This window comes from Streptomyces sediminimaris (genome assembly GCF_047049295.1).
In the GTDB taxonomy this organism is placed as follows: Bacteria; Actinomycetota; Actinomycetes; order Streptomycetales; family Streptomycetaceae; genus Streptomyces; species Streptomyces sediminimaris.
The window spans coordinates 5152190-5178663 of the sequence record NZ_JBJWOT010000001.1 but is presented as its reverse complement, the minus strand read 5'-3'; the positions used below and the strand labels follow the sequence as shown (position 1 = coordinate 5178663).

Here is a 26474-nt window from a genome sequence, read left to right as displayed (position 1 = left end):
CCGGCAGGTCCGGTCGTGGCGGGTGAAGCGGGGGCCGCCGTGTTGACCCGGCTGCGAGAATTTCCCTATGGCCGAGATCATCCAGCGGGACGGAACCTGGGCCTTCGACGGCACCACGGTCAGGATCACGCCGGGTCTCCACCGCTCCGTGCCCCTGTTCCGGCAGACGTACGGGGAGGTCGCCGTGCCCCTGGAAGCCGTCGCGGGCGTGGTCTTCGAGCCCGAGCGCAAACGCGGACGGCTGCGGATACGGCTGCGCGAGGGCGCGGACCCGCTGCTCCAGGCGACGGGCGGGCGGCTGCCGGATCCGGCCGATCCGTACCGGCTGGTGGTGGACGTGGACCGGGCCGGGGTCGCCGAGTACGTGGCCGAGGAGATCCGCCGGGCGCTGATGCTGGACCAGATCCCCAAGGAGCCGACCAAGGCGTATCTGCTGCCCGGGCCGCCCGTCCCGGTCTCCGTCCGCTCCTCCGACGGCACCGTCTCCTTCGACGGCAACCAGGTGCGCATCGACTGGGCCGACACCTCCGACCGGGTCAAGCGGGCGACCGGGCCGCGGATCATCTCCGTGGCCGATCTGGTGCAGGTCGAGTGGCTGCCCAACTCCGGCTACGAGGACGGTTTCCTGCGCTTCGTGACGCGCGAGACCGCGTTCTCGAAGCTGCCGCCGGAGAAGGACCCCTACGCCCTGGACCTGTGGGGCAGCGCCCGCCGCGACCTGCTCACCGCGCTCGTGGCCACCGCGGTCACCGCGCGGCTGCCGCACCCGTCCACCCGCGGCGGCGAGCTGGTGGACCGGCGGCAGCAGGCGGCCGTGGCGCCCCCGGCCGACCACCACGACGTACTGCTGCGGCGGCTGCGGGAGCTGGGCGAGCTGCACCGGGACGGGGTGCTCACGGACGAGGAGTTCGCGATGACCAAGGCGGCGGTGCTGCGGGGTTTCTGAAACCCCTGGACGGGACGGTCAGCTCAGCAGATCCGGCTCGCTGCGGCTGACGTCCTGCCACAGGGGCTGGTAGTTGATCCACGCGACCAGGTCGCCGCCGAGCTGTTCCCGGGTCGCCACCGCCGCCCGGTGGTCGATGAGGACCGGGCGCCCGGCGGCCTTGGCGCTCAGCTGCACCTGGGCGGAGCGCTCCATGGACACGAACCACCAGGCCGCCGCGTCCACCGAGTCGCCGACCGTGAGCAGCCCGTGGTTGCGCAGCACCAGCGCCTTGCGGGTGCCGAGCGCGGCGGCGATACGGCGGCCCTCCTCGGCGTCGACGGCGACGCCGGTGTAGGCGTCGTAGAGGGCGTGGTCCTCGTAGAAGGCGCAGCTCTCCTGGGTGATCGGGTCGAGCAGGTCGCCCAGCGCGGCCATGGCCCGGCCGTGCACGGAGTGGCAGTGGGCCACGGCGACGACGTCGGGGCGGGCCGCGTGGACCTGGGCGTGGACGGTGAAGGCGGCCTGGTTCACGTGGTAGCGGCCCTCGATCACCTGCCCGCCGGAGTTGGCGAGCACCAGGTCGCTCACGGTGACGTGCTTGAAGGGCATCCCGAACGGGTTGACCCAGAAGCAGTCGCTGTACTCGGGGTCGCGCGCCGTGATGTGCCCCGATACGCCGTCCTCGAAGCCGAGCCGCCCGAAGATCCGCAGCGCGCCCGCGAGCCGCTCCTTGCGGTGGCGGCGCTCGTCGTCGACCGAGTCGTGCATGGGCGGCATCGCGAACTGGAGCCGGTCGGTCGGCAGGGCGGGGGGCGGAGTGGGCCCGGCCCCGGGGGTGTCGTGCATGTGTCCTCCAGGACTGGATTGCCTTACGGGGCGGAAGTTACCGCCGGTCAGCGAAGGAGAACAGAGCTGTTCTGTAAAGATGACGCGCGCGGCCGGTACCCGGCAGGGGATACCCGACAGAAGGTGTCCGGTTTCGGCGCGAGGCTCTGCGCATGGTATGGAACTGGGCGGCCTTCACCGCCGCGGAACCCGAACTGGCACGGATCGCCGAGAAGCGTTTCGGCACCTTCACCCACCATGTGCTCGCCACCCTCCGGCGGGACGGCTCGCCGCGCACCAGCGGGCTCGAGGTCCGATTCCTCGACGGCGAGCTGTGGCTCGGCATGATGCCGGACTCGCTCAAGGCGCTGGACCTGCGCCGCGACCCGCGGTTCGCGCTCCAGTCGAACCCCGGCCCCGGGAAGGATCCGGGGCCCGGCGACATCCGGATCGGCGGGCGCGCGGTCGAGGTCGGGGACCCGGCCGCCAAGGGCGCGTACGCGGAAGAGGTGGAACCGCCGGAGCCGTTCCACCTCTTCCGCACCGAGCTGACGGAGGTCGTACGGACCTACGTCGAGGACGACAGGTATCTCGTCGTCCAGGTCTGGAAGCCCGGAGAGCCGGTGCGCACGCTCAGACGGACCTAGGCCCGCCCAGGCCCTGCCCGACGGGGGCTACTCCCACTCGATGGTGCCCGGCGGCTTCGACGTCACGTCCAGGACGACCCGGTTGACCTCGGCGACCTCGTTGGTGATCCGTGTCGAGATCCGCGCGAGGACGTCGTACGGCAGCCGCGACCAGTCGGCCGTCATGGCGTCCTCGCTGGAGACCGGGCGCAGCACGATCGGGTGGCCGTAGGTGCGGCCGTCGCCCTGGACGCCGACGCTGCGGACGTCCGCGAGCAGGACCACCGGGCACTGCCAGATGTCCCGGTCGAGGCCGGCCGCGGTCAGCTCCTCGCGGGCGATCGCGTCGGCCTCACGCAGCAGGTCCAGGCGGTCCTTGGTGACCTCGCCGACGATGCGGATGCCGAGGCCCGGACCCGGGAACGGCTGGCGCTGGACGATCTCCTCCGGCAGGCCGAGCTCCTGGCCGACCATCCGGACCTCGTCCTTGAAGAGCTTGCGCAGCGGCTCGATCAGCTGGAACTCGAGGTCCTCGGGCAGGCCGCCCACGTTGTGGTGGGACTTGATGTTCGCGGTGCCGGTGCCGCCGCCGGACTCGACGACGTCCGGGTAGAGCGTGCCCTGCACCAGGAAGGCGACCTCGGGGCCCTCGTCCGCGATGATCTCCGCCTGCGCCTGCTCGAAGACGCGGATGAACTCGCGGCCGATGATCTTCCGCTTCTCCTCCGGGTCCGAGACACCCTTGAGCGCGGTCAGGAAGCGCTCCTCGGCGTCCACGACCTTCAGCTGCACGCCGGTCGCCGCCACGAAGTCCTTCTCGACCTGCTCGGTCTCGCCCTTGCGCATCAGGCCGTGGTCGACGTACACGCAGGTCAGCTGGGAGCCGATGGCCTTCTGGACCAGGGCGGCGGCCACGGCGGAGTCGACGCCGCCGGACAGGCCGCAGATGGCCCGCCGGTCGCCGACCTGCTCGCGGATCGCGGCGACCTGCTCCTCGATGACGTTGCCCGTGGTCCAGTCGGGGCTCAGGCCGGCGCCCCGGTACAGGAAGTGCTCCAGCACCTGCTGGCCGTGCGTGGAGTGCATGACCTCGGGGTGGTACTGGACGCCGTAGAGCTTCTTCTCGTCGTTCTCGAAGGCGGCGACCGGGACGACCTCGGTGGAGGCGGTGACGGTGAAGCCCTCCGGGGCGGCGGAGCAGGCGTCGCCGTGCGACATCCACACGTGCTGCTCGGCCGGGGTGCCCTCGAAGAGGGTGGAGGACGCCTTCGACACGTGCAGATCGGTACGGCCGTACTCACGGGCGCCGGTGTTGTCGACCGTGCCGCCGAGGGAGCGCGCCATCAGCTGGAAGCCGTAGCACATGCCGAACACGGGGACGCCGGCCTCGAAGATCGCGCGGTCGAGGCCGGGCGCGCCCTCCTCGTACACCGACGAGGGGCCGCCGGAGAGGATGATCGCCGCCGGGTTCCTCGCGAGCATCTCGGCGACCGGCATGGTGCTCGGCACGATCTCGCTGTAGACCCGGGCCTCGCGGACGCGACGGGCGATGAGCTGGGCGTACTGCGCGCCGAAGTCGACCACCAGGACGGTGTCGGGGGCGGCGGCAGCGGGGGTCGCTGATGACACGGGGTGCCTTCCGGCGGTGGGGCGGGGGTCTTGTGGTTGCCGATTCTACCGGGGTGGCCGTGGGCCACCTGCCCGCCCGGATCGCGGACGCGGCTTGGACGGGGCCCCCTCCCCGTGCATACTGGCCCCATGCTCACGCAGGCGACCTTCCTCTTTACCTATGGCGACCGGCCCACCGGCTGCCATGGTCGTGCCGCTTGAGCAACTGACGAGCGACTTCCCAGGCGCCCCGGGCCGACAAGGTCCGGGGCGCCTGGCGTTTCACCGGATCCCGCCGCTCCGGGGCACCGACCTCCGAACCTCCGAGGAGCCCCCGACATGACCGCCATCGCGAACGAGAAGACCACGGCCGGGAAGACCACTGACAGGCAGACCACTGACAGGCAGGCCACTGACAGGCGGACCACTGACAGGCAGACCACGGCCGGGAAGACCGCGGCGGAGAAGACCGGCGCCCGGACCGCCGAGGCCGCCGGCGTGATCACCGGCGCCCGTGAGCGCGTCGACGCGCTCGACGACCGGATCATCGGCCTGGTCCAGGAACGGATGGCCGTCTCCGCGGTCATCCAGGAGGCGCGCATCGCCTCCGGCGGGCGGCGCGTGAACCTCTCCCGCGAGATGGAGGTCCTCGGCCACTACAGCGAGGCCCTCGGCAGGCCGGGCACGGCGCTCGCCATGACGCTCCTCGAACTGTGCCGCGGTCGCATCTGAGTTCGGGATCTCTCTCACCCGTACGGCGCGTGACCGCACCGCGAACCGCCTCGTTGTGGAGGTGTCCGCGCCAGCCAGGGGCGGGCCCGAAAGAACCACGCGTGGCTTGCTGGAGCGATGAGACGCACGGGTCGTGCCGTACGTCGTGGGACCTCGCTCCAGGGATGTGGCCGGACGGCAGGGGACAGCAGCCCGGTCACCCAAGTAAACGGTCGGCTCCGGGGACGCCCGGGGCCGACCGGCGGAAAATGCAAAAATGCACAACCCTGGGTGAAACGGTTGCGTAGCCCCCGTCCATCCAGCACGATGCGTAGAAAGCCCAAGTCCCGCCGCAGACAACCGCATTGCTCGCACTTCCGTTGCACTTCCGTACCGCCAGAGGTCGAGGCCACCCAGGCGCCCCACCCGCGCCGCGGCGACGGCCGAGGGCACACGAGACAAGCGGCGCAACCCCCCGGCGCCGCTCCCAGGCACCGGCGCTGCCCTGACGTCGGTGCTGACGAGCGAGGGGCCCCGCGGGCCAGGCCCGCGGGGCCCCTCGCATGCCCGGGCCCGGGAGCGACGAGGCAGGACCCGTGGGGGCCCTCAGACCCGGGACACCGTCCCGCAGCCCTCCGCACGGTGCGCGTCGAGATCCTTGCTGCGGTCGTACGGATCCGTGGTCGGGCCGGTCGCAGGCGCGCCGGTCGGCTCCGAGGAGCTGAACTGCGGGTGCAGGAAGCCGTCGTACACGTCGCAGGCGGAGTTGCCGATGTCCTGGTCGTACTTGACGATCGCCAGTTTGCCGGGCGTGACCCGGTACTTCCTGGGGTCGGACATCTCCGTGTCCAGGACCCTGCGCACGATGGTGCGGGTCACCTCGCTCGAGCCCTTGTCGGCCGGGGCGAGCGGGTAGACGAAGGTGTAGTCGGCGTGGACGACGACGGAGGCGTGCTTCCCCGCCTTGAACGTCATACGGCCGCGGGTCTTGACGACGTCTCCGACGAGCCGCACCTCGTGCGGGTCGAACCGGCTGAAGAGCCAGGTCGGGTCGTGCCGCTTGTCCGGCGTGCGCAGCCAGCCCTTCACGTCGCCGAGCATCCCGGGCTGCCGGGGGTCGAGAACGGCGAGCGCGGCGCCGGGACGGCCGCCGAGCAGCGTCCCGCGGTCGAGGTTCGCGCCGACGAGCAGGTCCTTGGTCCGCTGCAGCGCCTGGGCCACCTGGGACTTGGTGAGCGAGCCGACCGGGGCCGCCTCCGGCAGCACGATCCCGGCCGCGCCGTCGGCCCACCGCGCGGCGGGGGACCCGGCGAACGGCCGGTCGAGCGTGGGCGTCGCCAGCGCCGCGGCAGAGGGCGCGGCGGTGGGGCGCGCGGTCTCCGGGGGCAGCGGCGACGCCGCCGCGTCCTGCGCCGCCTTGCCGGCCCTGAAGGGATCACCGGGGATCAGGGAGGGCCTGACGGCCACGACGGCGAGAGCGGCGGCGACGGGAATGCCGAGGAGGCCCCACAGCCGGCGCCGGCGTGCGGCCCGCCCGTCCATCTCCCGCCAGGCGGGGCCGGTACGCCAGCCCTCGGGCTGCCAGGCCTGGCCGGCGGCGGCCCGGTCGCCGCGGTCGCCCCGCCCTGCACGTTCCTTGCCGGTCTTACCCTTCTTGGCGCCTTTGCCGCCCTTCGCCTCCCGGCGGGCGGCTTCCTCGTCCATCCTCCGCAACCGCTCGGTCACCATGCGGGCGCGGGCGGACGGCTCCTTCGGCGCCGAGGACGTGGAGATGTCACGTTCGGTGTCCTCGACGAACTTCTGCCAGACGTCGTCGGACATGGGTTTTGGTCCGGATGCGGATATGGGTTCCGGTCCGGGTCCGGGTCTGGCCTCTTCTGACGGCTTGTCGGCCACGATGCTGTGCGCTTCCTGTCTCCGTCGGGCGGCTGATGGGGGCTGAGCGTATGTCAGGGCAGGTCGGGGGTGATGCGGGGGGACGCTGCCAGGGGACGACGCAGGACGCGGACGACCCATCGTGTGGTGTGTATCACATAAGAAAACGGTGAAGACGGAGACAACCATTCACAGCCGTCACTGATCCAACTTCGCGAATCAAGGGCCACTCCCGCGCCCCACACGCGGAGGCCTCCCTGAGCACGTGCTGCGGCGCGCCGCAGCACCTCCGACTTCTTGAGGTCTTCATGAAGCTTCGCCGTGCCATGGCCGCTGCGGCCGCGACGGCCGCCATAGCCCCGATCGCCCTGCTGTCGGCTCCGGCCGCGTTCGCGACGGAGTCCCCGGGCGCGTCCGCGACCGCCTCGGCCGAGACGGACGGCACCTCGACGACGACCGGCCAGAGCTCCACCACCGGCGACGGAACCAGCTCGTCCACGGGCGACCAGAGCAGCACGTCGGGCGACAGCACCACGTCGTCCACGGACGGCCAGAACACCGACACCGCGAAGGACGCGACGACTCCGGACGGCAAGAGCTCCGCCTCCGCCGACGACACCACCTCGTCCGCCGACGACCAGAACGCCAAGACCGGCGAAGACACGACGACTCCGGACGGCAAGAACACCCCGTCCGGCTCCGCTCCGTCACCGACGTCGACCGCTCCGGACGAGTGGACTCCCGACGCCTGCGACAAGTACAACCTGGACGACAATCTCGAGGTCAAGGTCAACGGCCTGCCGAGCAAGATCGTCGCGGGCTCCGGATGGCACAACTTCACCTTCTCGGTGAAGAACAACTCGGACGTCGACCTCAAGAACGTCTGGGTCGACACGTACACCGAGTACGCCGACGGTGTGAACATGAACGACTCGCTGGCGTGGGACCTCGCCCAGATCCAGTTCAAGGACCCCAAGACCGGCAAGTGGACCGACTCGTACCAGGACAGTTACACGGACGGGGGCACGAAGGACACCGTCGTCGCCACCGGCACCTTCATCGGCATCATCGACGCGGTCGACAAGGGCGCCAAGGTCGACATGGACCTGCGGGTGCGGGTCGGCGCCAAGGCTCCCGCAGGCTCGTCCTTCGCCATGAGCAGCGCCGTCTACGCGGGCAAGGGCACGGACTGCAACGGAAACGGTGACACCTACCAGTTCACCGTTCTCAAGGCCGGCAGCAAGCCGAGCGGTGTCGGCGACGCCAAGCCCAGCGGTGACAAGCCGACCACGAAGCCCAAGACCAACATGGAGCCCCAGGGCGGCTCGGAGCAGCTTCCGGTCACCGGCAGCCTCGCCGAGACCGGCTCCAGTTCCATGCTGCCCGTCATCGGTCTCACCGGTGGTGTCGCCGTCGTCGCCGGTGCCGGTGCGCTGTTCGTCGTGCGTCGCCGTAGGGGCGCCGGGTCGAACGCCGCCGCGTAGGGCGCGCACTCGTAGAGCGCGTCAGCGCGTCGTACGCAGCAGGCGGGGGCGGTGCACGCCGCCTCCGCCTCATCAGAAGGGCCCGCACCAGGAGGGGAGCGCGGGCCCTTCGGTGTTGTATGAGACCGGCTCAGCGACCGGCGCCCTTCTTCGGCGGCACCGCCGGCATCCCCAGGAACGGCAGCTTCAGCGCGCCGAAGGCGTCCGCCGGGACCGCGGGAGCCAGCGGCTCCACCGGCTTCAGGCGTTCGTACGCCGCTCCCTGCTCCGGACGCTGGTCCGCCTCGCCCTTGTTGGGCCAGTACGACATCGCGCGCTCGGCCTGGGCGGTGATGGTGAGGGAGGGGTTCACACCGAGGTTGGCCGAGACCGCGGCGCCGTCGACCACCGAGATGCCGGGGTGGCCGTAGAGGCGGTGGTACGGGTCGATCACGCCGGTCTCGCGCGAGGCGCCGATGGGGCAGCCGCCGAGGAAGTGGGCGGTGAGCGGGGTGCCCATCAGCTCGCCGACGTTGGAGCCCGCGAAGCCGTTGATGTCGGCCGCGATGACCGAGGCGCTCTCCGAAGCGGCCTTGATCTGCTTGGGGTTGGGGGCTCCGTGGCCCTGGCGCGCGGTGAGCAGGCCCTTGCCCATGCCGTCCGGCTTCAGGTACGTCGTCAGGGAGTTGTCCAGGGACTGCATCACCAGGCCGATGATGGTCCGCTCCGACCAGCGGTAGTTGGAGAGGGAGCGCAGGACCAGCATCGGGTGGCGGGCCGCGTTGCGCAGCCAGGCCAGCACCCTGGACGAGCCCTCCGCGTACGGCACCTGGAGGATGGACAGGCCGCCCATGGAGTTGGAGCCCTTGCCGTAGCGGACCGGCTCGATGTGGGTGTTCTCGTCCGGGTGGATGGACGAGGTGATGGCGACGCCGCGGGTGAAGTCGACCTTCGGCTCGCCCGTCGCCCTGCGGTAACGGCGGTCGTTCGTCTGCGCGCCGACCAGCGCCTCGGAGTTGGTACGGGTCAGCTCGCCCAGCCGGTCCGAGAGGTACGGGAGCTGACCGCCCGCCTTCATCCGGTGCAGCAGGGTCTGGGTGCCGTAGGTGCCGGCCGCCAGCACCACCCGGCGGGCCCTGAAGGTGCGGCCCGCGGACTTCTTCCTGTTGTCGGTGGGGAGGGTCGCGACGGCGTAGCCGCCCTGCGAGTCGTCCGTGACGGACACGACGGTGGTCATCGGGTGCACGACCGCGCCCGCCTTCTCGGCGAGGTAGAGGTAGTTCTCGTTGAGGGTGTTCTTCGCGCCGTGGCGGCAGCCGGTCATGCACTCGCCGCACTCGGTGCAGGCGTTGCGGGCCGGGCCCGCGCCGCCGAAGTAGGGGTCGTCCACCTGCTGCCCGGGCGCGGCCTTCGCCTTGCCCCCAGCGTCCTCGCCGTCGCCGAAGAAGACGCCGACCGGCGCCATGTGGAAGGTGTCGCCGACGCCCATGCGCTCGGCGGCCGCCTTCAGGTGGACGTCGGACGGGGTCATCGTCGGGTTCAGCCGCACGCCGAGCATGCGCCGCGCCTGGTCGTAGTACGGCTTCAGCTCCTCCTGCCAGTCCGTGATGTCCCGCCACTGCGGGTCGTCGAAGAACTGCTTCGGCGGTACGTAGAGGGTGTTGGCGTAGTTCAGGGAGCCGCCGCCGACGCCCGCGCCGGCCAGCACCATGACGTTGCCGAGCAGGTGGATGCGCTGGATGCCGAACATGCCGAGCCTCGGCGCCCAGAGGTAGTTCTTCAGGTCCCAGGAGTTCTTGGGCAGGGACTCGCGGGTGAAGCGGCGGCCCGCCTCCAGCACCCCCACCCGGTAACCCTTCTCGGTGAGGCGCAGGGCCGTGACCGAACCGCCGAAGCCGGACCCGACGACGATCACGTCGTAGTCGTAGGCGTCATTGCTCACGCGCTCTCTCCTCCTACCGGAACCGGAACGCCTTCATCAGCCGCAGGCTCCGGCTCATGAACTGGGCGTACTTCTCGTCGTCCATCCCCAGCGCCGGAGCCATCGGCAGCAGGCGCTGCTGGGCCACCGTCTGGGCCTCCGTGTACTTGAGGATGCCCTCGGAGCCGTGGCGGCGGCCGAGACCGGAGTCCTTCATGCCGCCCATCGGGGACTGGACGCTGCCGTAGGCGGGGGCGTAGCCCTCGTTGACGTTCACGGTGCCCGTGCGCAGCCGGGCGGCGACCGCGCGGCCACGGCTGCCGTCCTTCGTCCACACCGAGGAGTTCAGGCCGTAGGGCGTGGAGTTGGCGTGCTCGACCGCCTCGTCGTCGGTCCGGAAGCGGTAGATCGAGACGACCGGCCCGAAGGTCTCCTCGGTGCACACCGCCATCGGCTCGGTCACGCCGTCCAGGATGGTCGGCTCGAAGAAGTACGGGCCGATGTCCGGACGGGGCACGCCGCCGGCGACGAGCTTCGCGCCCTTGGCGACGGCCTCCTCGACGTGCCGGGTGACCGTCTGCAGCTGCCGCTCCCCCACCAGCGAGCCCATGTCGGCGCCGTAGGCGAGGGACTTGCCGAGGCGCATGCCCTTGGTGCGGGCGGCGAAGCGCTCCAGGAAGGCGTCGGCGATCGACTCGTGGACGTACAGCCGCTCGATGGAGATGCAGAGCTGGCCGGCCGAGGAGAAGCAGGCACGGATGGCGCCCGCGGCCGCCTTCTCGATGTCGGCGTCCTCCAGCACCAGCATGGCGTTCTTGCCGCCGAGTTCGAGGGAGACGCCGACGAGACGGGCGGCGGCGCCCTGGGCCACCTCGCGGCCGGTGCGGGTGGAGCCGGTGAAGGAGACGTAGTCGGCGTGCCGGACGACCTCGGGGCCGACGACGGGGCCGTCGCCGAGGACGACCTGGAAGACGTCCGCGGGCAGACCGGCCTCGATCAGCAGGTCACGGGCCCACAGGGCGGTGAGGCAGGTCTCCGCGTCGGGCTTCATCACCACCGCGTTGCCCGCCACGAACGCCGGGAGCGCGTCGCCGACCGACAGCTCCAGGGGGTAGTTCCAGGGGGCGATCTGGCCGATGACGCCGCGCGGGTGGCGCAGCTCGGTGACCTTCGTCAGCGTCGGGATCGCGCCCGTGTGCCGCTTCGGCCTCAGGTACGCGGGAGCCCGGCGGCCGTAGTGGCGGGAGGCCACGGCGACGGCCTGGACCTCCTCGTGGGCGTGCAGGCGGGCCTTGCCGGTCTCCAGCTGGATCAGGTCCAGCACCTCGGCCTGGCGGGCGAGCACCAGGTCGTGGAAGCGGAGCAGGACGGCCGCGCGCTGCCGGACCGGCGTCTGCGCCCACACCGCCTGCGCCGCTCGGGCCGCCGCGAAGGCCTTGGCCACGTCCTCGGGCGTGGACTGGGGCAGATCGGCGAGCTTCTCGCCGGTGAACGGCGTGTGGTTGGCGGTACGGCCGGAGCCGACCACGCCCCTGGTCAGCTGGGCGACCAGCTCGGGCGTCACCACGTCGGCAGCCGTACGGGCGCCCTCCGGAGCGGGGGCGAGAGGATTCGTGCCGGTCTTGGCCGGGGCTTGCGCGTCCGTCATGAGGCGCAGGGTATGCCGGTGGGCAGGCTTTGGGTACCCGTCGGTAACGCGGCTTCACCGACTGCTCACACGACGCCAGTGCTCACTGGCAACGAATGCGCTGATCAGCGCTTGTGCGGGGACGCCCCGGCGCGGTTCAGTCCCGTGCGATGACGAAACGGTCACGCGCGCCCTTGTAGAGCGCCGTGCCGTTCTTCTCGTCCGGGGTGCCCTTCGGCATGTCGACGCGCAGCTCGTACATCCGGCCGTCGCCGGTGCGGATCACCAGCTGCATCACCCGGGTCGGGGAGCCGGCCGTGCCGTAGGTGGTGTCGGCGAGGACGGCCTCGTCGCCGTGGAAGGTGGTGCGGGTGTACTGCGTGCGCGCGTCACCGTCGTAGCCGTTCCAGGTGGCGTGGGCCGCCCGGGCCTCGGCCATCGGGGTGCGGGGTGCCTCGTCCCACTCGGTGAGGCGCAGGGTGACGTCGCTGCCGGCCTCGTCGTACTCGACGAGGCGGGGCGGGGCGGCGGCGTCCCCTTCCCTGGCGGACTCCCGGTAGCCGCCGGGGAGCCAGAGCACGGCGTTCATCGCCTTCTCGCGGTGCGCGGTCCAGCCGGCGGGAGTGCCGGCGGGGGTCGGGGTCGCGGCGAGCGCCGGGGCCTCGGTGAGGGTGGCGGCGCGCTCGGTGGTGCCGTCGTCGCCGGGCGCGGTGACATAGGAGGCGCCGAGCCAGCCGCCACCGACGAGCAGGGCGGCGAGGGCGGCGAGTAATGCGGGCCGGCGGAGCAACAGGCGGTGGCGGCGGCGCTTCGAGGACGAGGTGACGTCAGGGAGAGTCGTGGTGACGGGCTCGGGACCCGGCTCCGAGGCGCCCGCGCCGCCGACTGGCGACGACTGCGAGCCACCCATGCCCTCGACCGGCGACGGCCCAACGGAGTCCACGCCTCCACCCGGAGGCAACCCCACGGAACCCGAACCCGAACCCGAGTCCGCACCCGAACCCGAATCCGCACCCGAACTCACACCCGCACCCGCACCCGCACCCGCTGCCAACCCCTTGGCCCCGGCCCCGGCTCTCGCCCCTGCCCCCGCCCCCGCCTCCGCCCCCGCCTCCGCCCCCGGCGAAGGCTTCCCCTGCAGTCGTACGGTCCCCGCGTCGTCGGCGAATTCCTTGAGCGCCGCGGCGTTCTGAGGCTCCGTCAAGGCGGTTTCGACAGCCGGCACGGGCCATCCCTCGGTCACCGCCTCCAGCACGGCGGCCGTCTCCTCTGCGTCGGGCCGCTGCCCGGGGTCCTTCACCAGCAGGCGGGCTATCAAGGGGCCCAGGGGCCCCGCCTGTTTCGGCTCGGGCGGATCGGCGGCGATGACGGCGGCGAGCGTGGACTCCACGGTCGTGCGCCGGAACGGCGAGGCGCCTTCCACGGCCGCGTACAGCAGGACGCCCAGGGACCAGAGGTCGGAGGCGGGCCCCGCGCCCCGGCCCGACATCCGCTCGGGCGCGACGAACTCCAGCGAACCGACGAACTCCCCGCTCACGGTGAGGGATTCCTCGCCCTGGACATGAGCGATGCCGAAGTCGGTGAGGACGACGCGGCCGTGGGCGCGCCCCCGCTCGGGCGCGGCCGCCGTCGGGAAGCCGAGCAGCACGTTGGCGGGTTTCACGTCCCGGTGGACGATGCCGACGGAGTGCGCGGCGCGCAGCGCGCCGAGGACGGCGAGGCCGATACGGGCGGCTTCGGCGGCCTCGACCGGTCCGCGCCGCAGCACCTCGTGCAGGGACTCGCCGCGGACCAGCTCCATGACGATCCACGGCAGCCCGTCCTCCTCCACGACGTCGTGGATGGAGACGGCGGCCGGATGGTCGACGCGCGCGGCGGCGCGGGCCTCGCGGTAGAGGCGGTGGGCGGCCCGCTGATGGTGCTCGTCGTCCGGATCGCCCGGCAGCCGGGGCTGCTTGACGGCGACCTCCCGCTGCACGAGCTCGTCGTGGGCCAGCCAGACCGTGCCCATGCCGCCGGAGCCGATGCGCTCGATCAGCCGGTAGCGCCCACCGACCAGCCGGCCTTCGCGCGTACGTTCGCCGCCTTCGCTCATGCCTCATGCCTACCGTGCGGAACGGCGAGTTGTCGACGCGGGTCCGGTCGGCTCGCGCCCGAGCGCCGCTACGGCCGGGCGATGTCGATGTTGGCCAGCGCCGTCTTCGCCACCTCGCGCCCGCGGGCGGTGAAGTCGCCCTTGCCCGGGTAGCTGACGGTGACCTTGTACATGTCGCCGGACCTGGTCCGGTAGTACCAGATCCGGAGTTCGCGCGGGCGGGGGTTGTCGCTGTCGTCGGTGACGTAGCCGATCGTGTTCTCGGCCGCGGGTCTGCCGTCGTGCGTGATGTTGTCGTCGGTCTTCGTGCTGGGCCCCGCCGGCATGTCGAGGTTGTACTCGCCGTCGCTCTTGAAGTGCTCGTTGTCGGCGTACATCTGGGCCGCCGCGGAGTTCTTGATGTCGCCCAGGCTGTCGTCGGCCTTCCTGGAGAGGTCCACGCCGATCCAGATGGCGCCGCTCTGGTCGGTGTAGGTGACCCGGTTCTTGTCGGAGTCGTCCTTGCCCGGGCGGCTGACCTGGTAGCCCGCGGGCACCCCGATCGTCACGCCCAGCCTGGGGCTCGCCTGCTTCGTCCAGCCGTCGGGCAGGGGTCCCGCGAACGGGTCCGCGAGCACCAGATACGCCGCCACCGCCGCCGCGACGGCACCCGCGCCGATGCCGAGCGACGCCGTGCGCCCGAGCCGGATGCCCTTGCCCGCGCTCAGCACCGGCCGCACGGGCGCGGTGGGCACGGGCTCGGGCGGGTTCGCGGCCCGGGACAGCAGGGCCCGGACGCGGGCGGCGTCCGGTCGTCCGGCCGGGTCCTTCTGCAGCAGGCCCGTGATCAGTTCGGCCAGCGGCCCCGGCGCCGAAGCGGGCGGGGCCGGCGTGGCGTTGAGGACCGACTGCAGGGTGGCGGGCGTGTTGCTGCGGCGGAACGGCGAGACGCCCTCGGTGGCCGCGTAGAGGACGACGCCCAGGGACCACAGGTCGGAGGCCGGGCCGGGGCGCCGGCCCAGCACCCGCTCCGGGGCGATGTACTCGGGCGAGCCGACGAAGCCGCCGGTGTCCGTCAGGTTCGTCTCGCCCTCGATCTGCGCGATGCCGAAGTCGGTGAGGACGACACGGCCGTGGCGGCCGAGGAGGACGTTGTCGGGCTTGACGTCGCGGTGCAGGATGCCCGCCGCGTGTGCCGCCTCCAGCGCGCCGAGCACCTCCAGGCCGATCCTGGCGGCCTCGCGCGCGTCCAGCGTGCCCTCCTGGAGGGCGCTGCCGAGCGAACGGCCCCGGACCAGCTCCATGACGATCCACGGCCGGCCGTCGACGATCGCCACGTCGTGGACGTTGACGACCGCGGGGTGGTCGAGGCGGGCCGCGGCCCGCGCCTCGCGGCGCATCCGCTCGAAGGTGGTGGCGCGTTCACGGTCGGGAAGGTGGTCCGGAACGCGGGGCTCCTTGACGGCGACCTCGCGGTCGACGGTCTCGTCCTTGGCGCGCCACACCGTGCCCATGCCGCCGTGCCCGAGCTTGGCCAGCAGCCGGTAGCGGCCCGCGATGAGGCGGCCGGCGCCGGGCTCCCGTACGGACTGCGGCTGCTGGTACGGCTGTTGATGCGGATGCGGCTGCGGCTGCGGCTGCGACGGGACGACCTGTGTGGGCGCCGGGTGAGCGTTCGCGGAGTTCGGCGGTTGCAGGACAAAACTCGTCGTCTCGTCGGACTCGTGGCCGGTTCCCCCGTCGCTGCTCATGGATCCATCCATATCGCGTCCGGCACCGCCGTATCCACAGGCAGTGGTTTCCGGTCACAGACCCGTGACGCACGCCGCCGCTCGTCTCCCCTTCGAGCACGTACGAACGTATCGATGTCACGCACGTACGGACACGTCGATTTCACGCACGGACGGCCACGTCCATTTCACGCACGGACGAACGTGTCGATCGCGACGTCGAAGTACTCCTTCGCCTCCCGCACCCTGCCGACGGGCGCCGACACCCACACGTCGTACATCCGCCCGCCCTCCTCCCAGCACAGGTCGTAGGTGTGCCGGGGGCCCTCCGCCGCGCTGAAGCCGTTCCAGGTGAACTCCCAGAGGGCGGCGGGGTGTCCGTGGTGCGTGGAGGAGGTGACCCGGCCGTCGTGGTAGCCGGGGTTGGTGTCCGGGCCCCCGGCGGCGGAACGCCGCATCACCGCGAGCGGGCCGCCGGGGTCCGGATCGGCGGTCTTGATGCCGAGGCGAAACGTCTCTTCTGGTGACATGTAGAAGACGCGCTCCCCCTCCGGCCGGCGGGTGAAGCCCTCCGGTACGGCGAGGGAGAAGCCGGCCGGGTCGTCGGCGAGGCGGTAACCGGAGGGGGCCGAGGGGCGGCGGCCCTCGGTGGAACCGGGCGAGGACGTGACGCTCGGTGACCGTGTGCCGCCGGAGCCGCCGGGGGAGAGGCCGGTGGAAGGGGAGCGCGAGCCGCCCGGAGAGAGCGATGCGCTCACCGACGTACCGGGACCCGAACTCGCCGGAGTGCCGCCCCCTTCGCCGCCGCGGTTCATCAGCAGCGCCGCGGCCGACACGCCCGCCCCGGCCATCGCGGCGACGAGCAGCGCGGCCACCAGCATGCCGCGGGTGGAGTGCCGGGGCTGCTCCGCCGCGAGCGGCGGCGCAGGCGTCGGTGACGGGGCCGGGACCGGCGAAGGGGCCGGTGCGGCCTGCGGGCGGGGCACGTCCCGCTGGGTCGGTGTGTGGTCGGTCTCCGGGACGCGGCCGGTGGAGCGGTACGCGCGCAGCATCCGCTCGGCCTGGTCCGCGTCGAGCCGCCGGTCCGGATCACGCTCCAGCAGGCCCCGTACGACCGGCAGGAGCGGCGCGGCCTGCGGCGGCGGCCGTATCTCGTCGAACACGACCGCGTGCAGGATGCCGCCCAACGAGTCGCGCCGGAAGGGTGATTCGCCGCTCAGCACGGTGCACAGCAGCGCGCCCACCGACCACAGGTCGGACTCCGGGCCGGTGCGCGTCCCGGACATGCGCTCGGGCGCGGTGTACTCGGGCGAGCCGACGAAGGAGCCGGTCTCGGTGAGCGTGGTGGCACCGGCGACCTGGGCGATGCCGAAGTCGGTGAGGACGACCCGGCGGGAGCCGGACTCCAGCAGGACGTTGGCGGGTTTGATGTCGCGGTGCAGCACACCGGCCGCGTGCGCCGTGCGCAGCGCGCTCAGCAGGCCGATGCCGATCCGGGCGGCCTCGGCGGCGTCGACCGGCCCGTGTGCGGAGACGAGGTCGGCCAGCGTGCCGCCGTCGATCAACTCCATGACGAGAAAGGGGCGTTCGTCGTGCACCACGACGTCGTGCACGACGATGATGTGCGGATGGCGCAGCTGGGCCACCGCGCGGGCCTCGCGCAGCGTGCGCTCGCGCTGGCGCCGGGCCTCCTCGGCGGAGAGCGTCTCGTCGAGGTCGAGCGGGATCTCCTTGACCGCCACCTGCCGGCCGAGCAGCTCGTCGGTCGCCCGCCACACCACGCCCATGCCGCCGCGCCCGAGCCGCGCCTCGAGCCGGTAGCGGCCCGCGATGACGCGGGCGTTGTCCCCCTCGGTCCCCATGCGCCCCATCATGCACCACCGGACGGACCGCCTCCGGGGCGGTGATCGGCCAACTCCGGCTACCGCGAGGTCTTCTCCTGCCAGCCTTGCAGTATCGCCTTGAACTGCTTGCTCGTCCTCGTCCAGTCCTGCGCGGGCGAGGAGATGTAGATCGCGTACTCCGTGCCCTCGCGCGAGAAGTACGTCTCCTCCATGGCGCGCCGCGGTCCGTAGCCGTTGGGCGAGTCCTTCTTCAGCGCCGTCCAGGTGTACTCCCACACGGAACCGTCGCGGTCGCGGTAGATGTTCTTCTCCAGCCGGACCCGCTGGTAGTCCACCAGGCGGTGCAGTTGCTGCTCCAGGTCCAGCTGGTGGGGGTAGGCGTCCTTGAAGTCCGGCGAGGCGTCGATCGAGATGCGCAGGAAGTGCCTGCCGCCGTCGGGCGAGTAGTCGACCTGTCTGAGGTCGCCCTGGACGCCGACCACCGAGCGCTGCCAGCCCTTGGGCAGCCAGACGCTGAAGCCCCAGGGGTCGTTGTGCTTCTGCCAGGAGGCGGGAACGCCGCCCACGGGTCCTTCGGCGCTCTTCGACGGGGCCGGGCTCTGCGACGCGGAGGGGCTCCCGCCGGCGGTCTGCCGCCCGTCGTCGTACTTCTGCCACGCCACGGCCGCGCCGCCGCCGACGACCGCGGCCAGGGCGATGGTCAGGACGAGGTTGCGCAGGCGCCGGCGCCTCGGCGCGGGAGCGGGAGCGGTGGGCGCACCGGCCGGACCTATCGTCGTGGGCGGCGCCACCGGCGGGTACGCCGTCGCGTGACCGGTCTGCGGGTACGCCGTCGCGTGACCGGTGTGCGGATACGCCGTCGCGTGGCCGGTCGGCGGCCCGGTGTGGGCGGCCGTCTCGTAGCGGGGCCCGACGTGCCGCGTCGGCACGTACGCCTGCGCCGCGTCCGAACGGCGGCCCTCCGCCACCTCGGCGAGCATCTGCTCGGCCTCGTCCGCGTCCGGCCGCGCCGCGGGGTCCTTGTGCAGCAGCGCGGCCATGACGGGCCCGAGGGGGCCGGCGTGCCGCGGCTCGGCGGCGTCCTCCTCGACGACCGCCTGCATCGTCGACAGCGGGGAGGTGCGCCGGAAGGGAGACCTGCCCTCCACCGCCGTGTACAGCGTGGCGCCGAGCGCCCACAGGTCGGAGGCGGGGCCGGGGTCGTGGCCGCGGACGCGTTCGGGGGCGAGGTAGTCGACCGAGCCGACGACCTCGCCGGTGCGTGTGATGGTGGAGTCGCCCTCGATCTGGGCGATGCCGAAGTCGGTGAGCAGGACGCGGCCGTCATGGCCGATGAGTACGTTGCCGGGCTTCACGTCGCGGTGCAGCACCCCGGCGGAGTGCGCGGCGCGCAGCGCCCGCAGCACCCACATGCCGATGCGCGCGGCCTCCGCGGGCTCGACCCGCCCGCGCTCCTTGACCGCGTCGGCCAGCGAGTACCCCTCGACCAGCTCCATGACGATCCACGGGCGGCCGTCGTGCTCCAGCACGTCGTGCACGGTGACCACGGCGGAGTGGTTGATGCGCGCGGCGGCGCGCGCCTCCGCGCGGGTGCGCGCGAGCAACCGCTCCTGATCGCTCTCGGAGACGTAGAGCGCGGCCGTCAACTCCTTGATCGCGACGGCCCGGTGGAGCACCTCGTCGTGCGCCCGCCACACGCGGCCCATGCCACCGCTGCCGATCGAGTCGGCGAGCCGGTAGCGGCCCGCGACAAGCTGGCCCTGCATCTGATTCACGTTGCCCCGCAATGCTCTTGACAGGGTCAGACTAAGGACCGGGTCGCCAACACGGAACCAGGGGGGTGCCAAGGAGACCGCACTGTGACGGTTGTCGCTTCCGTGCGTATGGCGCAACCATCCACGCCTTCACCGGACCTTCACAGGCGGACTCAGCCTGTCACCTGGTAGGTCGTCGACGCCTGCTCGTACAGCTTCGTCACCTCGTCGCGCTGGGACTCGGGACCGCGCACCTGCACGATGTGGTACCGCCCGTCGATGAGCATGGCGAGATTGCGCACATACAGGTCGCGTCCGCCGCCGTCGGTCCAGGTGAACTGCCCCTCCGCCATGGTCCGCGTGCCCACGGTGACGGTGCGCAGCCCGGTCGCGGTGGCCCAGCTGGAGCTGCGGTACGGCTGCAACTCGTGCTCGCTGTCCCGCTGGTAGGCCATCGGGTCCTGGCCGTAGGTGACCGCGCCGTCCCGTCCCTTGACCACGATGAGCTCGAAGTCGCCGTGCGAGTACACGACTTGGTTCCAGGCGTTCTTGGGTGCCCGCGTCCAGCCCTTGCCCACGGCGATCCGGAAGCCCTCCGGGTCCTTGCGCAGGGTGAAGCCGGCGGGGACGTCGGGGCCCGTGGTCCGGCTCTCCGTCGCCCCGGTCGACCCGGACGGGCTCTTCTCCGCGCCGGGCGAGGTCCGGTCGGGGCGTGGCGCGCTGCTCGCGTTCTGCTCCGACTGCGTGGGGGCCGGGCTCACCTCGCCCGCGCTGCCGGTGCGGCCGGTGCCCGCCGCGGCGCCCTCGCCCGCCTTCGGCATGAAGAGCACGGCGTACGCGACCGCCGCGGCCAGCAGGAGCAGGATCAGCACCAGCAGCGTACGGCCCAGTCTGCGCGGGGACTTCGCGTCCTGCCTGGCCCGCTTGTGCCGGCCGTGCGCGCTGGTCGCGGGGAGCCCGGCGCGCCGCCTGCGCACCAGTTCCCCCCGCCGTCGCACGACGGGCAGCCGGCTGGTGTCGGTCGGCGGCGCCGCTATGACGTGCACGCCGGCGTCGGGCTCGGGCGCGGACCGCACGAGCGAGCGCAGCCAGCCGCGCAGTTCCTCGAAGTCCAGCCGCTCGGTGGGATCCTGACGCAGCAGCGACTCGACGACCGGCCTGAGCGGGCCGCACTCCTCGGCGAAGGCGGGCGGCTCGGCACACACCATCTGCACCAGCTCGGCCGTCGACTCCTCGGGATACGGCGCGTGTCCCTGCACGGCCCGGAAGAGCAGCGCCCCCAGCGCCCACAGGTCGGTCGCGGGTCCGACGGGCGGCGCCAGCTGCCAGTTCTCGTGCACCGGTCCGGCCTGCTCGGGCGCCCAGCGCTCGGTCACCGGGCCCACGACGGCCATCCGCGCCTGCCGCGCGCGCTCGGCGGCGAGCGGGGTGGCGGGGCCGCGGGTCACAGGGGCGCCGGCCACGAGGTCGTCCCATCGGCTCGGGGACGCCGCGCCGGACGGCAGCGCGGCGGGAGCAGCCCCGGGCGGGGCGGTCCTGCCGGGGTCGGCGGGCATCGGCACCCCCGCCGGGGGCGCGGTGCCCAGGCCGGGAGCGGGGGCTCCGGGGGCGGTGGGAGCGCCGTAGGCGCCGCCGGCCGGGGCGGCTCCGTCGTCGACGGGCACACCGCCGCTCTCCGTGCCGCCGGGCGGAAGGGCCGTACGGCCGTCCTGGCCGCCCGCGAGGCCGGCCGCCGCCTCGACCCCGGCGCGCGGCGCGGCGCCGTGCCAGGAGGCGCCGCCGACCCCGTACGGATCGGCTATCTGTCCCGGGGGCGGGACCGCGGCGTCGCCGGAGGTGTGCGTCTGCGCCGAGCCGTTGGCCCGGGAGGCCGGGCCGTCCTCGGGCGCGGAGCGGGCACCCGGCAGTGCCGCCCGCTCGCTCTGCTGCGCCTGCTGGACCCTGGCCGCGGCCCGCGCGCCCGCCCGGTACGCGGCGATCGCGCCCGCCCGCGCGGCCCGGATGTCCCCGCCGCTGTCGAGGGCCCTGGGCGCGAGGGCGCCCGGCGCCCCCGCTCCGGGTGCCGTGTCCGCCCCGGCGGGAGCCAGGCCCCCGGCCGCCCGGGCCGCGATCGCCGCGCGCCGGGCGGCCTCGGGATCGGCACCGGGACCGACCTGAGCTGCGTGAGCGCCCTGAGCGCCCTGAGCGCCCTGAGCGCCCTGAGCGCCCGGCAGCCCCGGGCCGCCGGGCGAAGAGGGCCCGGTAGGAGACCGGGAGGCACCGGCCGGACCCGGGGAGGAGCCGGTCATGGGCGCCGGGCCCGCGTCCCCGTCACTCTCCGGAGCCGGGACCGGGTCGTACCCGCACAGCGCCTCCTCCGCCGCGCCGACCGCGAGCCCGGTCAGCATCACCCGGCCGTCGTCGCAGACGAGCACCGTTTTGGCCGTGATGTTCCGGTGCACCCAGCCGTGGGCGTGCAGCACGCGCAGCGCCATCAGGACGTCGGAGGCCACCTCGGCCGCGCGGTACGGCGTCAGAGGCTTCTCGGCGAGCAGTGCCGCCAGCGGACGGGCCTCCACCAACTCGCTGACGATCCACAGCGAACCGCCCTCGGCGAACACGTCGAAGACCTGGTCCAGCCGTGGGTGGTCGGGGATGCGCGCCGCGGCCTGCGCGGCCTCCACCGCACGCCGTACGGCCGGGTCGGTGGGCCGGCGCGTGCCGGCGCGCCCCGCGGACCGGGCTCCCCGCTCCCGCGGACCACGGGCCGTGAAACCGTCGGGCAGGCCATCGGCACCGATCACCTCGGCCTCGACGACTTCGGGCAACGGCACCTGCCTGACCAGCACTTCCTGCCCGCTGTAGGTGTCGAAGGCGCGGGTGTCGGTCAGTTCGTACTCGTCGGCGGGCGGCAGCGGCAGGCGGTAGCGGTCGGCGAGCACCCGACCCGCATAGTCGTCCACGTTGCCTCCCCCGGCAGCCCGGTCGGTCAATTCCGTTCGCCTTGCGCGCCGTTCCGGACCGATACCCGGATGCGTACGGTCCGCAAGCACTCACGATACGTGCCGGAGGCAGGCCGCAAAGAGGGGATGCCAGATCTCACGGCTCAATCGCGGGACCGGTCACGTCACGACCTCGGTTCGAACGTCGCCGTGAGCGTCTTCCAGGTGTCCTGACGGAGTTCGGTGCCCCAATTCGCCGCTTTCGCCGTGTACATCAGACCGTATCCGAGATGGTCGTCGACGACGAATCCCCGGTCGACGGTCCGGTACTTCGTGCCGCCGTCCACATAGGTGAACTCCCAGTCGGCCGTGTTCCAGCCGCGGTAGTCCACCTTCGCTATGCGGATCTTCTGGTACTGCGAGCGCGTCATGTAGCGCTCCTGGTTCTTCCAGTCCGCCACGGGGTCGCTCTTGGGCGCGGACGTCCAGGCGATGAGCAGCTTCTGCCCGTCGGGCCCGGCGAACCGGTCCCCCGCGCTGCCGGTGGACTGGTACTTCCACCCCTTGGGCAGCCCGATCGCGTAGCCCTGGCTCCCCTTGTGCGTCGACTCCGCCCCGTGGCCGCTCCCGGCCGGTCCCCCGGCCGCTCCGCCGCCGGTCGCGCTCGGGCCACCACTGGGCGTACCGGCCGCCGAGGAGGCGGCGCCGGACCGGTCGCCGCCGTCGTCCTGGCGGGTCCCGTCGCTCACGTCCTCCTTGGGACTGGCACTGGCGGACGCGCCGGCCGTGGCCTTCCCGCCGCCCTTCGCGCCACTGGAGTCCTTGCCGTCGTCCCCGCCGAGCGTGAGGGCCAGCACGGTCCCGAGCACGGCCAGCACGACCACGACCGCGATGATCACCAGGGTCCGCTTCGGCACCACGTCGCTCAGTGGCGCCCTGGGCACGGGCCGCGGCGGCAGATCGGGCGGCGGCATGACCGGCCATCCCGAACTGCGCCCGCCGGAGGGGGTGTTCGGCCCCTGCGCCGCCCGCTCCCCGCCCGCGGTGTCCGCACCACGCGACGCGGCCGGGGTTCCCGGGGATCCGGAAGCGACCGTCCCGGAAGAGGCCGCGCCGGTCGAGGCCGCGCCCGTCGAGGCCGCACCGGGAGAGGCAGCACCGGAAGAGGCCGAGGAGCCCGGGGACCGCCCCGGGTCCGGCGGGGCCGGAGACGGCGACGAGGCCGGCGCGGAGCCCGGGGCCGCCGGAGGCGCCGGAGGCAGCGGAGGCAGCGGAGCCGTGCGGGCGGTGGAACCGGCGGCCCCCGCGGGCGCGCCGCCGGAGTCCGGACCGGGCGCGGTACCGGCGGTCCTGCCGCGCGCCGCGGCCGCCGAACCGGCCGCCGCTCCCGCCGCCGCGGCGGCCTTGCGCATGGAACGCAGCGCCCCGCGCAGCTTCTCCGCCGCCTCCTCGCCCCGCTTGCCGCCGGAGCCGCCCGGAGTCGGCCTGCCCTCGGGCCCCTCGGGCTGCACCGGCAGCGGCACGATCTTGGTCGCGTCGGCCGGCGGCTCCGGCTCGTCCCTCCGCTCGGGCGCGTGGATCACCGCGTTGAGCATGGTCCGGGCGCCCGCGTCGTCGAGCCGCTGGGCCGGATCCTTGGTCAGCAGGCCGTAGATGACGTCCTTCAGCGGGCCGGCGTTCTTCGGCTCCTCCAGCGGCTCCGTCATCACCGCGGTCAGCGTCGCTATGGCGGAGCCCTTGTCGTACGGCGGCACGCCCTCGACCGCCGCGTACAGCAGCCCGCCCAGCGACCACAGGTCGGCCGCGGGACCCGGCTTGTGCCCACGGGCCCGCTCGGGGGAGATGTAGGAGGGCGCTCCGACGAGCATGCCGGTCGAGGTGATGGACGGGTCGCCCTCGACCTGGGCGATGCCGAAGTCGGTGAGCACGACCCGGTCCGTCTCGGACTCCAGCAGGACGTTGGAGGGCTTCACGTCGCGGTGCAGGATGCCCTCGCGGTGCGCCGAGCGCAGCACGTCGAGCACCGCGAGACCGACCTCCGCCGCCCGCTTCGGCTCGAGCAGGCCGTCCTCCCGGATGACCTCGGCGAGCGACTTGCCCTCGACGAGCTCCATCACGATCCACGGCCGGTCGTCCTCGTCGACCACGTCGAAGACCGTCACCGCGCTGTTGTTGCGGATCCGTGCGATCGCCTTGGCCTCGCGCAGCGTGCGCGTGATCAGCCGGCGCTTCTCGTCCTCGTCGATGTTCGACGGGAACCGCAGCTCCTTGACGGCCACCGTCCGGCCGAGGGTCTCGTCCTCGGCCCGCCACACCGTGCCCATGCCGCCGCGGCCGAGCACCCTCCCCAGCCGGTACCGCCCGGCGAGCAGACGATCACGGTTGTCCTGACGAGTCTCCTGACGAGATGTCCCCGCCCGCTCCGCCTCCGACATGCGTCCCCTCATGCAACCCGCCCTGACAGAGCCTCCATTGTCTCTCACTCGACAAGTGCCCAGTGCCCAGGGTGCCCGTGGTGCCGTACGGGGGATTTGCGCACCGGGCCCCGCCGGCCCCGCCCCGGCGCCGCTGCGGGTGACACCGCGTCACCACCGCACGTGACCGCAGGTCAGGCCCCTGACCTGCGCGGGGACTCACACGCGGGGGACTTACAGCGGCACGATGTCCGGCGCCCCCAGCCGCGCCGCGTCCGCCGTGAGGTCGTCGGGCTGCCGCTGCGATTCCCGCTCGGCCTCCACCCGCTTCTCGTAGTGCTGGACCTCGCGCTCGATCTGGTCCTTGTCCCAGCCGAGGACCGGTGCCATGAGTTCGGCCGCCTCCCGCGCGCTGCGCGTTCCCCGGTCGAAGGTCTCGATGGAGATGCGGGTGCGCCGGGTGAGCACGTCGTCCAGGTGCCGGGCGCCCTCGTGCGAGGCGGCGTAGACGACTTCGGCGCGCAGATAGTCGTCGGCGGCCTGGAGGGGCTCGCCCAGGGAGGAGTCGGTGGCGATGAGGTCGAGGACCTCCTCCGCCATCGTGCCGTAGCGGTTCAGCAGATGCTCCACGCGCACCACGTGCAGACCCGTCCGCGCCGCGATCCTCGCTCGCGCGTTCCACAGCGCGCGGTAGCCCTCGGCGCCCAGCAGCGGCACGTCCTCCGTCACGCACTCGGCGACCCTCATGTCGAGGCCGTGCACCGCCTCGTCCACCGCGTCCTTGGCCATCACCCGGTACGTCGTGTACTTGCCGCCCGCCACCACGACCAAGCCGGGCGCCGGGTGCGCCACGGTGTGCTCGCGCGACAGCTTGCTGGTGGCGTCCGACTCGCCGGCCAGCAGCGGGCGCAGCCCCGCGTACACCCCCTGCACGTCGTCCCGCGTCAGCGGCACCGCGAGGACCGAGTTCACGTGCTCCAGCAGGTAGTCGATGTCCGCGCTGGACGCGGCGGGGTGCGCCTTGTCGAGGTCCCAGTCGGTGTCCGTGGTGCCGACGATCCAGTGCCGGCCCCACGGGATCACGAACAGGACGGACTTCTCCGTGCGCAGGATCAGCCCGGACGAGGAGCTGATCCGGTCCTTCGGCACCACCAGGTGGATGCCCTTGGACGCCCGGACGTGGAACTGCCCGCGCTCGCCCACCATGGCCTGGGTGTCGTCGGTCCACACGCCCGTGGCGTTGACGACCTGCTTGGCGTGGATCTCGTACTCCCCGCCCCCCTCGACGTCCTGCACGCGCGCGCCGACGACCCGCTCGCCCTCGCGCAGAAAGCCCGTCACCCGCGCGCGGTTGGCCGCCTTCGCGCCGTAGGACACCGCCGTGCGCACCAGGGTGGCCACGTAGCGCGCGTCGTCCATCTGGGCGTCGTAGTACTGCAGGGCCCCGACCAGTGCGTCCTTCTTCAGGGCCGGGGCCACGCGCAGGGCGCGGCGTCGGGTCAGATGACGGTGCAGGGGCAGGCCGCGGCCGTGTCCGCGGGCCATCGACATGGCGTCGTAGAGCGCAACGCCCGAGCCCGCGTACAGCCGCTCCCAGCCCTGGTGCTGCAGCGGGTAGAGGAACGGCACCGGCTTCACCAGATGCGGGGCGAGGCGCTCCAGCAGCAGGCCGCGCTCCTTCAGCGCCTCCCGGACGAGCGCGAAGTCGAGCATCTCCAGATAGCGCAGCCCGCCGTGGACCAGCTTGCTGGACCTGCTGGAGGTGCCCGACGCCCAGTCACGTGCCTCGACCAGGCCGGTGGACAGGCCACGTGTCACCGCGTCGAGGGCGGTGCCCGCGCCCACCACGCCGCCGCCCACCACCAGCACGTCCAGCTCGCGCTCGGCCATTCCCGCCAGTGACTCGGCGCGCTGCGCCGGCCCCAGTGTCGCTGTCCTCACTGCTGCCTCCCGCTATCGGTAGCGCCGGCCGCACCCGTCGGGCGAAGCCCGTGTTCTCTCCCCCATGCCCAGAATTCTGACCGGCTTGCCCGAGTTCAGCCACCACTCACCCCCAGCCTGTGGACAACATTCCCGGGGCCTGCGGAAAACACGGGCGCCCAATACCGCACAACGGTCATATTTACTCCTAGTGTGACATTGCGCCTCACCTG

16 protein-coding genes are annotated in these 26474 nt (G+C 72.8%); 4 read left to right on the top strand and 12 right to left on the bottom strand.

From position 1 onward, the window contains the following. Positions 1 to 67: 67 nt before the first annotated feature. Complete coding sequence (locus tag ACJ9NR_RS24220) at positions 68 to 946, top strand: DUF4429 domain-containing protein (RefSeq protein WP_412493016.1); 879 nt, start codon at positions 68 to 70, stop codon at positions 944 to 946. Positions 947 to 964: 18 nt separating this feature from the next. On the opposite strand, the gene ACJ9NR_RS24215 is transcribed toward ACJ9NR_RS24220, so the two are convergent. Beyond that, a complete protein-coding gene (locus ACJ9NR_RS24215) occupies positions 965 to 1774 on the bottom strand; it encodes a class II aldolase/adducin family protein (protein ID WP_412493015.1) in 810 nt (269 codons plus the stop codon). Positions 1775 to 1926: 152 nt separating this feature from the next. Here ACJ9NR_RS24215 and ACJ9NR_RS24210 point away from each other — a divergent pair, with 152 nt between their 5' ends. Further along, positions 1927 to 2400: a pyridoxamine 5'-phosphate oxidase family protein gene (locus tag ACJ9NR_RS24210; protein ID WP_412493014.1), complete on the top strand. Its 474-nt coding sequence runs from the start codon at positions 1927 to 1929 to the stop codon at positions 2398 to 2400. Between the two features lie 27 nt (positions 2401 to 2427). Here ACJ9NR_RS24210 and guaA read toward each other — a convergent pair whose 3' ends face one another. Beyond that, positions 2428 to 4008, bottom strand: coding sequence for a glutamine-hydrolyzing GMP synthase (gene guaA / locus ACJ9NR_RS24205; RefSeq protein ID WP_412493013.1), 1581 nt, complete (start codon positions 4006 to 4008; stop codon positions 2428 to 2430). A gap of 318 nt (positions 4009 to 4326) precedes the next feature. Between guaA and ACJ9NR_RS24200 the strand changes: the two genes are divergently transcribed. Next, positions 4327 to 4719, top strand: a complete 393-nt coding sequence (locus tag ACJ9NR_RS24200) for a chorismate mutase (RefSeq protein ID WP_412493012.1) — start codon at positions 4327 to 4329, stop codon at positions 4717 to 4719. A gap of 585 nt (positions 4720 to 5304) precedes the next feature. Here ACJ9NR_RS24200 and ACJ9NR_RS24195 read toward each other — a convergent pair. Beyond that, positions 5305 to 6519 carry a hypothetical protein gene (locus tag ACJ9NR_RS24195; RefSeq protein WP_412493011.1) on the bottom strand — a complete coding sequence of 405 codons (1215 nt, stop codon included), beginning with the start codon at positions 6517 to 6519 and terminating at the stop codon, positions 5305 to 5307. Positions 6520 to 6881: 362 nt separating this feature from the next. Between ACJ9NR_RS24195 and ACJ9NR_RS24190 the strand changes: the two genes are divergently transcribed. Next, on the top strand, positions 6882 to 8057 hold the full coding sequence (locus tag ACJ9NR_RS24190) for an LAETG motif-containing sortase-dependent surface protein (protein ID WP_412493010.1): 1176 nt from the start codon (positions 6882 to 6884) through the stop codon (positions 8055 to 8057). Between the two features lie 130 nt (positions 8058 to 8187). Here the strand turns inward: ACJ9NR_RS24190 and ACJ9NR_RS24185 are convergent, their stop codons facing one another. From ACJ9NR_RS24185 to ACJ9NR_RS24145, 9 genes are all read right to left on the bottom strand, one after another. Further along, on the bottom strand, positions 8188 to 9978 hold the full coding sequence (locus ACJ9NR_RS24185; protein WP_412493009.1) for a GMC family oxidoreductase N-terminal domain-containing protein: 1791 nt from the start codon (positions 9976 to 9978) through the stop codon (positions 8188 to 8190). A gap of 13 nt (positions 9979 to 9991) precedes the next feature. Then, positions 9992 to 11605, bottom strand: coding sequence for a succinic semialdehyde dehydrogenase (locus tag ACJ9NR_RS24180; protein WP_412493008.1), 1614 nt, complete (start codon positions 11603 to 11605; stop codon positions 9992 to 9994). 136 nt (positions 11606 to 11741) lie between these two features. After that, positions 11742 to 13679, bottom strand: coding sequence for a serine/threonine-protein kinase (locus ACJ9NR_RS24175; RefSeq protein WP_412493007.1), 1938 nt, complete (start codon positions 13677 to 13679; stop codon positions 11742 to 11744). A 68-nt stretch (positions 13680 to 13747) separates the two neighbouring features. Then, on the bottom strand, positions 13748 to 15409 hold the full coding sequence (locus ACJ9NR_RS24170; protein ID WP_412493006.1) for a serine/threonine-protein kinase: 1662 nt from the start codon (positions 15407 to 15409) through the stop codon (positions 13748 to 13750). A 167-nt stretch (positions 15410 to 15576) separates the two neighbouring features. Further along, the gene (locus ACJ9NR_RS24165) at positions 15577 to 17250 is read right to left on the bottom strand and encodes a serine/threonine-protein kinase (RefSeq protein ID WP_412493005.1); all 1674 of its coding nucleotides are present in this window, start codon (positions 17248 to 17250) and stop codon (positions 15577 to 15579) included. A 59-nt stretch (positions 17251 to 17309) separates the two neighbouring features. Then, a complete protein-coding gene (locus tag ACJ9NR_RS24160) occupies positions 17310 to 18998 on the bottom strand; it encodes a serine/threonine-protein kinase (RefSeq protein WP_412493004.1) in 1689 nt (562 codons plus the stop codon). Positions 18999 to 19159: 161 nt separating this feature from the next. Then, the gene (locus ACJ9NR_RS24155) at positions 19160 to 21928 is read right to left on the bottom strand and encodes a serine/threonine kinase C-terminal domain-containing protein (protein ID WP_412493003.1); all 2769 of its coding nucleotides are present in this window, start codon (positions 21926 to 21928) and stop codon (positions 19160 to 19162) included. Positions 21929 to 22092: 164 nt separating this feature from the next. After that, a complete protein-coding gene (locus ACJ9NR_RS24150; protein WP_412493503.1) occupies positions 22093 to 24342 on the bottom strand; it encodes a serine/threonine-protein kinase in 2250 nt (749 codons plus the stop codon). A 213-nt stretch (positions 24343 to 24555) separates the two neighbouring features. Continuing rightward, the gene (locus tag ACJ9NR_RS24145) at positions 24556 to 26262 is read right to left on the bottom strand and encodes a glycerol-3-phosphate dehydrogenase/oxidase (RefSeq protein WP_412493002.1); all 1707 of its coding nucleotides are present in this window, start codon (positions 26260 to 26262) and stop codon (positions 24556 to 24558) included. Positions 26263 to 26474: the final 212 nt, after the last annotated feature.

Coding starts and splice junctions, on each gene's coding strand:
- ACJ9NR_RS24160 (WP_412493004.1), bottom strand. CDS start 18,998: ATGCAGGGCCAGCTTGTCGCGGGCCGCTACCGGCTCGCCGACTCGATC.
- ACJ9NR_RS24180 (WP_412493008.1), bottom strand. CDS start 11,605: ATGACGGACGCGCAAGCCCCGGCCAAGACCGGCACGAATCCTCTCGCC.
- ACJ9NR_RS24220 (WP_412493016.1), top strand. CDS start 68: ATGGCCGAGATCATCCAGCGGGACGGAACCTGGGCCTTCGACGGCACC.
- ACJ9NR_RS24215 (WP_412493015.1), bottom strand. CDS start 1,774: ATGCACGACACCCCCGGGGCCGGGCCCACTCCGCCCCCCGCCCTGCCG.
- ACJ9NR_RS24195 (WP_412493011.1), bottom strand. CDS start 6,519: ATGTCCGACGACGTCTGGCAGAAGTTCGTCGAGGACACCGAACGTGAC.
- ACJ9NR_RS24150 (WP_412493503.1), bottom strand. CDS start 24,342: ATGTCGGAGGCGGAGCGGGCGGGGACATCTCGTCAGGAGACTCGTCAG.
- ACJ9NR_RS24170 (WP_412493006.1), bottom strand. CDS start 15,409: ATGAGCAGCGACGGGGGAACCGGCCACGAGTCCGACGAGACGACGAGT.
- ACJ9NR_RS24200 (WP_412493012.1), top strand. CDS start 4,327: ATGACCGCCATCGCGAACGAGAAGACCACGGCCGGGAAGACCACTGAC.
- ACJ9NR_RS24190 (WP_412493010.1), top strand. CDS start 6,882: ATGAAGCTTCGCCGTGCCATGGCCGCTGCGGCCGCGACGGCCGCCATA.
- ACJ9NR_RS24210 (WP_412493014.1), top strand. CDS start 1,927: ATGGTATGGAACTGGGCGGCCTTCACCGCCGCGGAACCCGAACTGGCA.
- ACJ9NR_RS24165 (WP_412493005.1), bottom strand. CDS start 17,250: ATGGGGACCGAGGGGGACAACGCCCGCGTCATCGCGGGCCGCTACCGG.
- ACJ9NR_RS24175 (WP_412493007.1), bottom strand. CDS start 13,679: ATGAGCGAAGGCGGCGAACGTACGCGCGAAGGCCGGCTGGTCGGTGGG.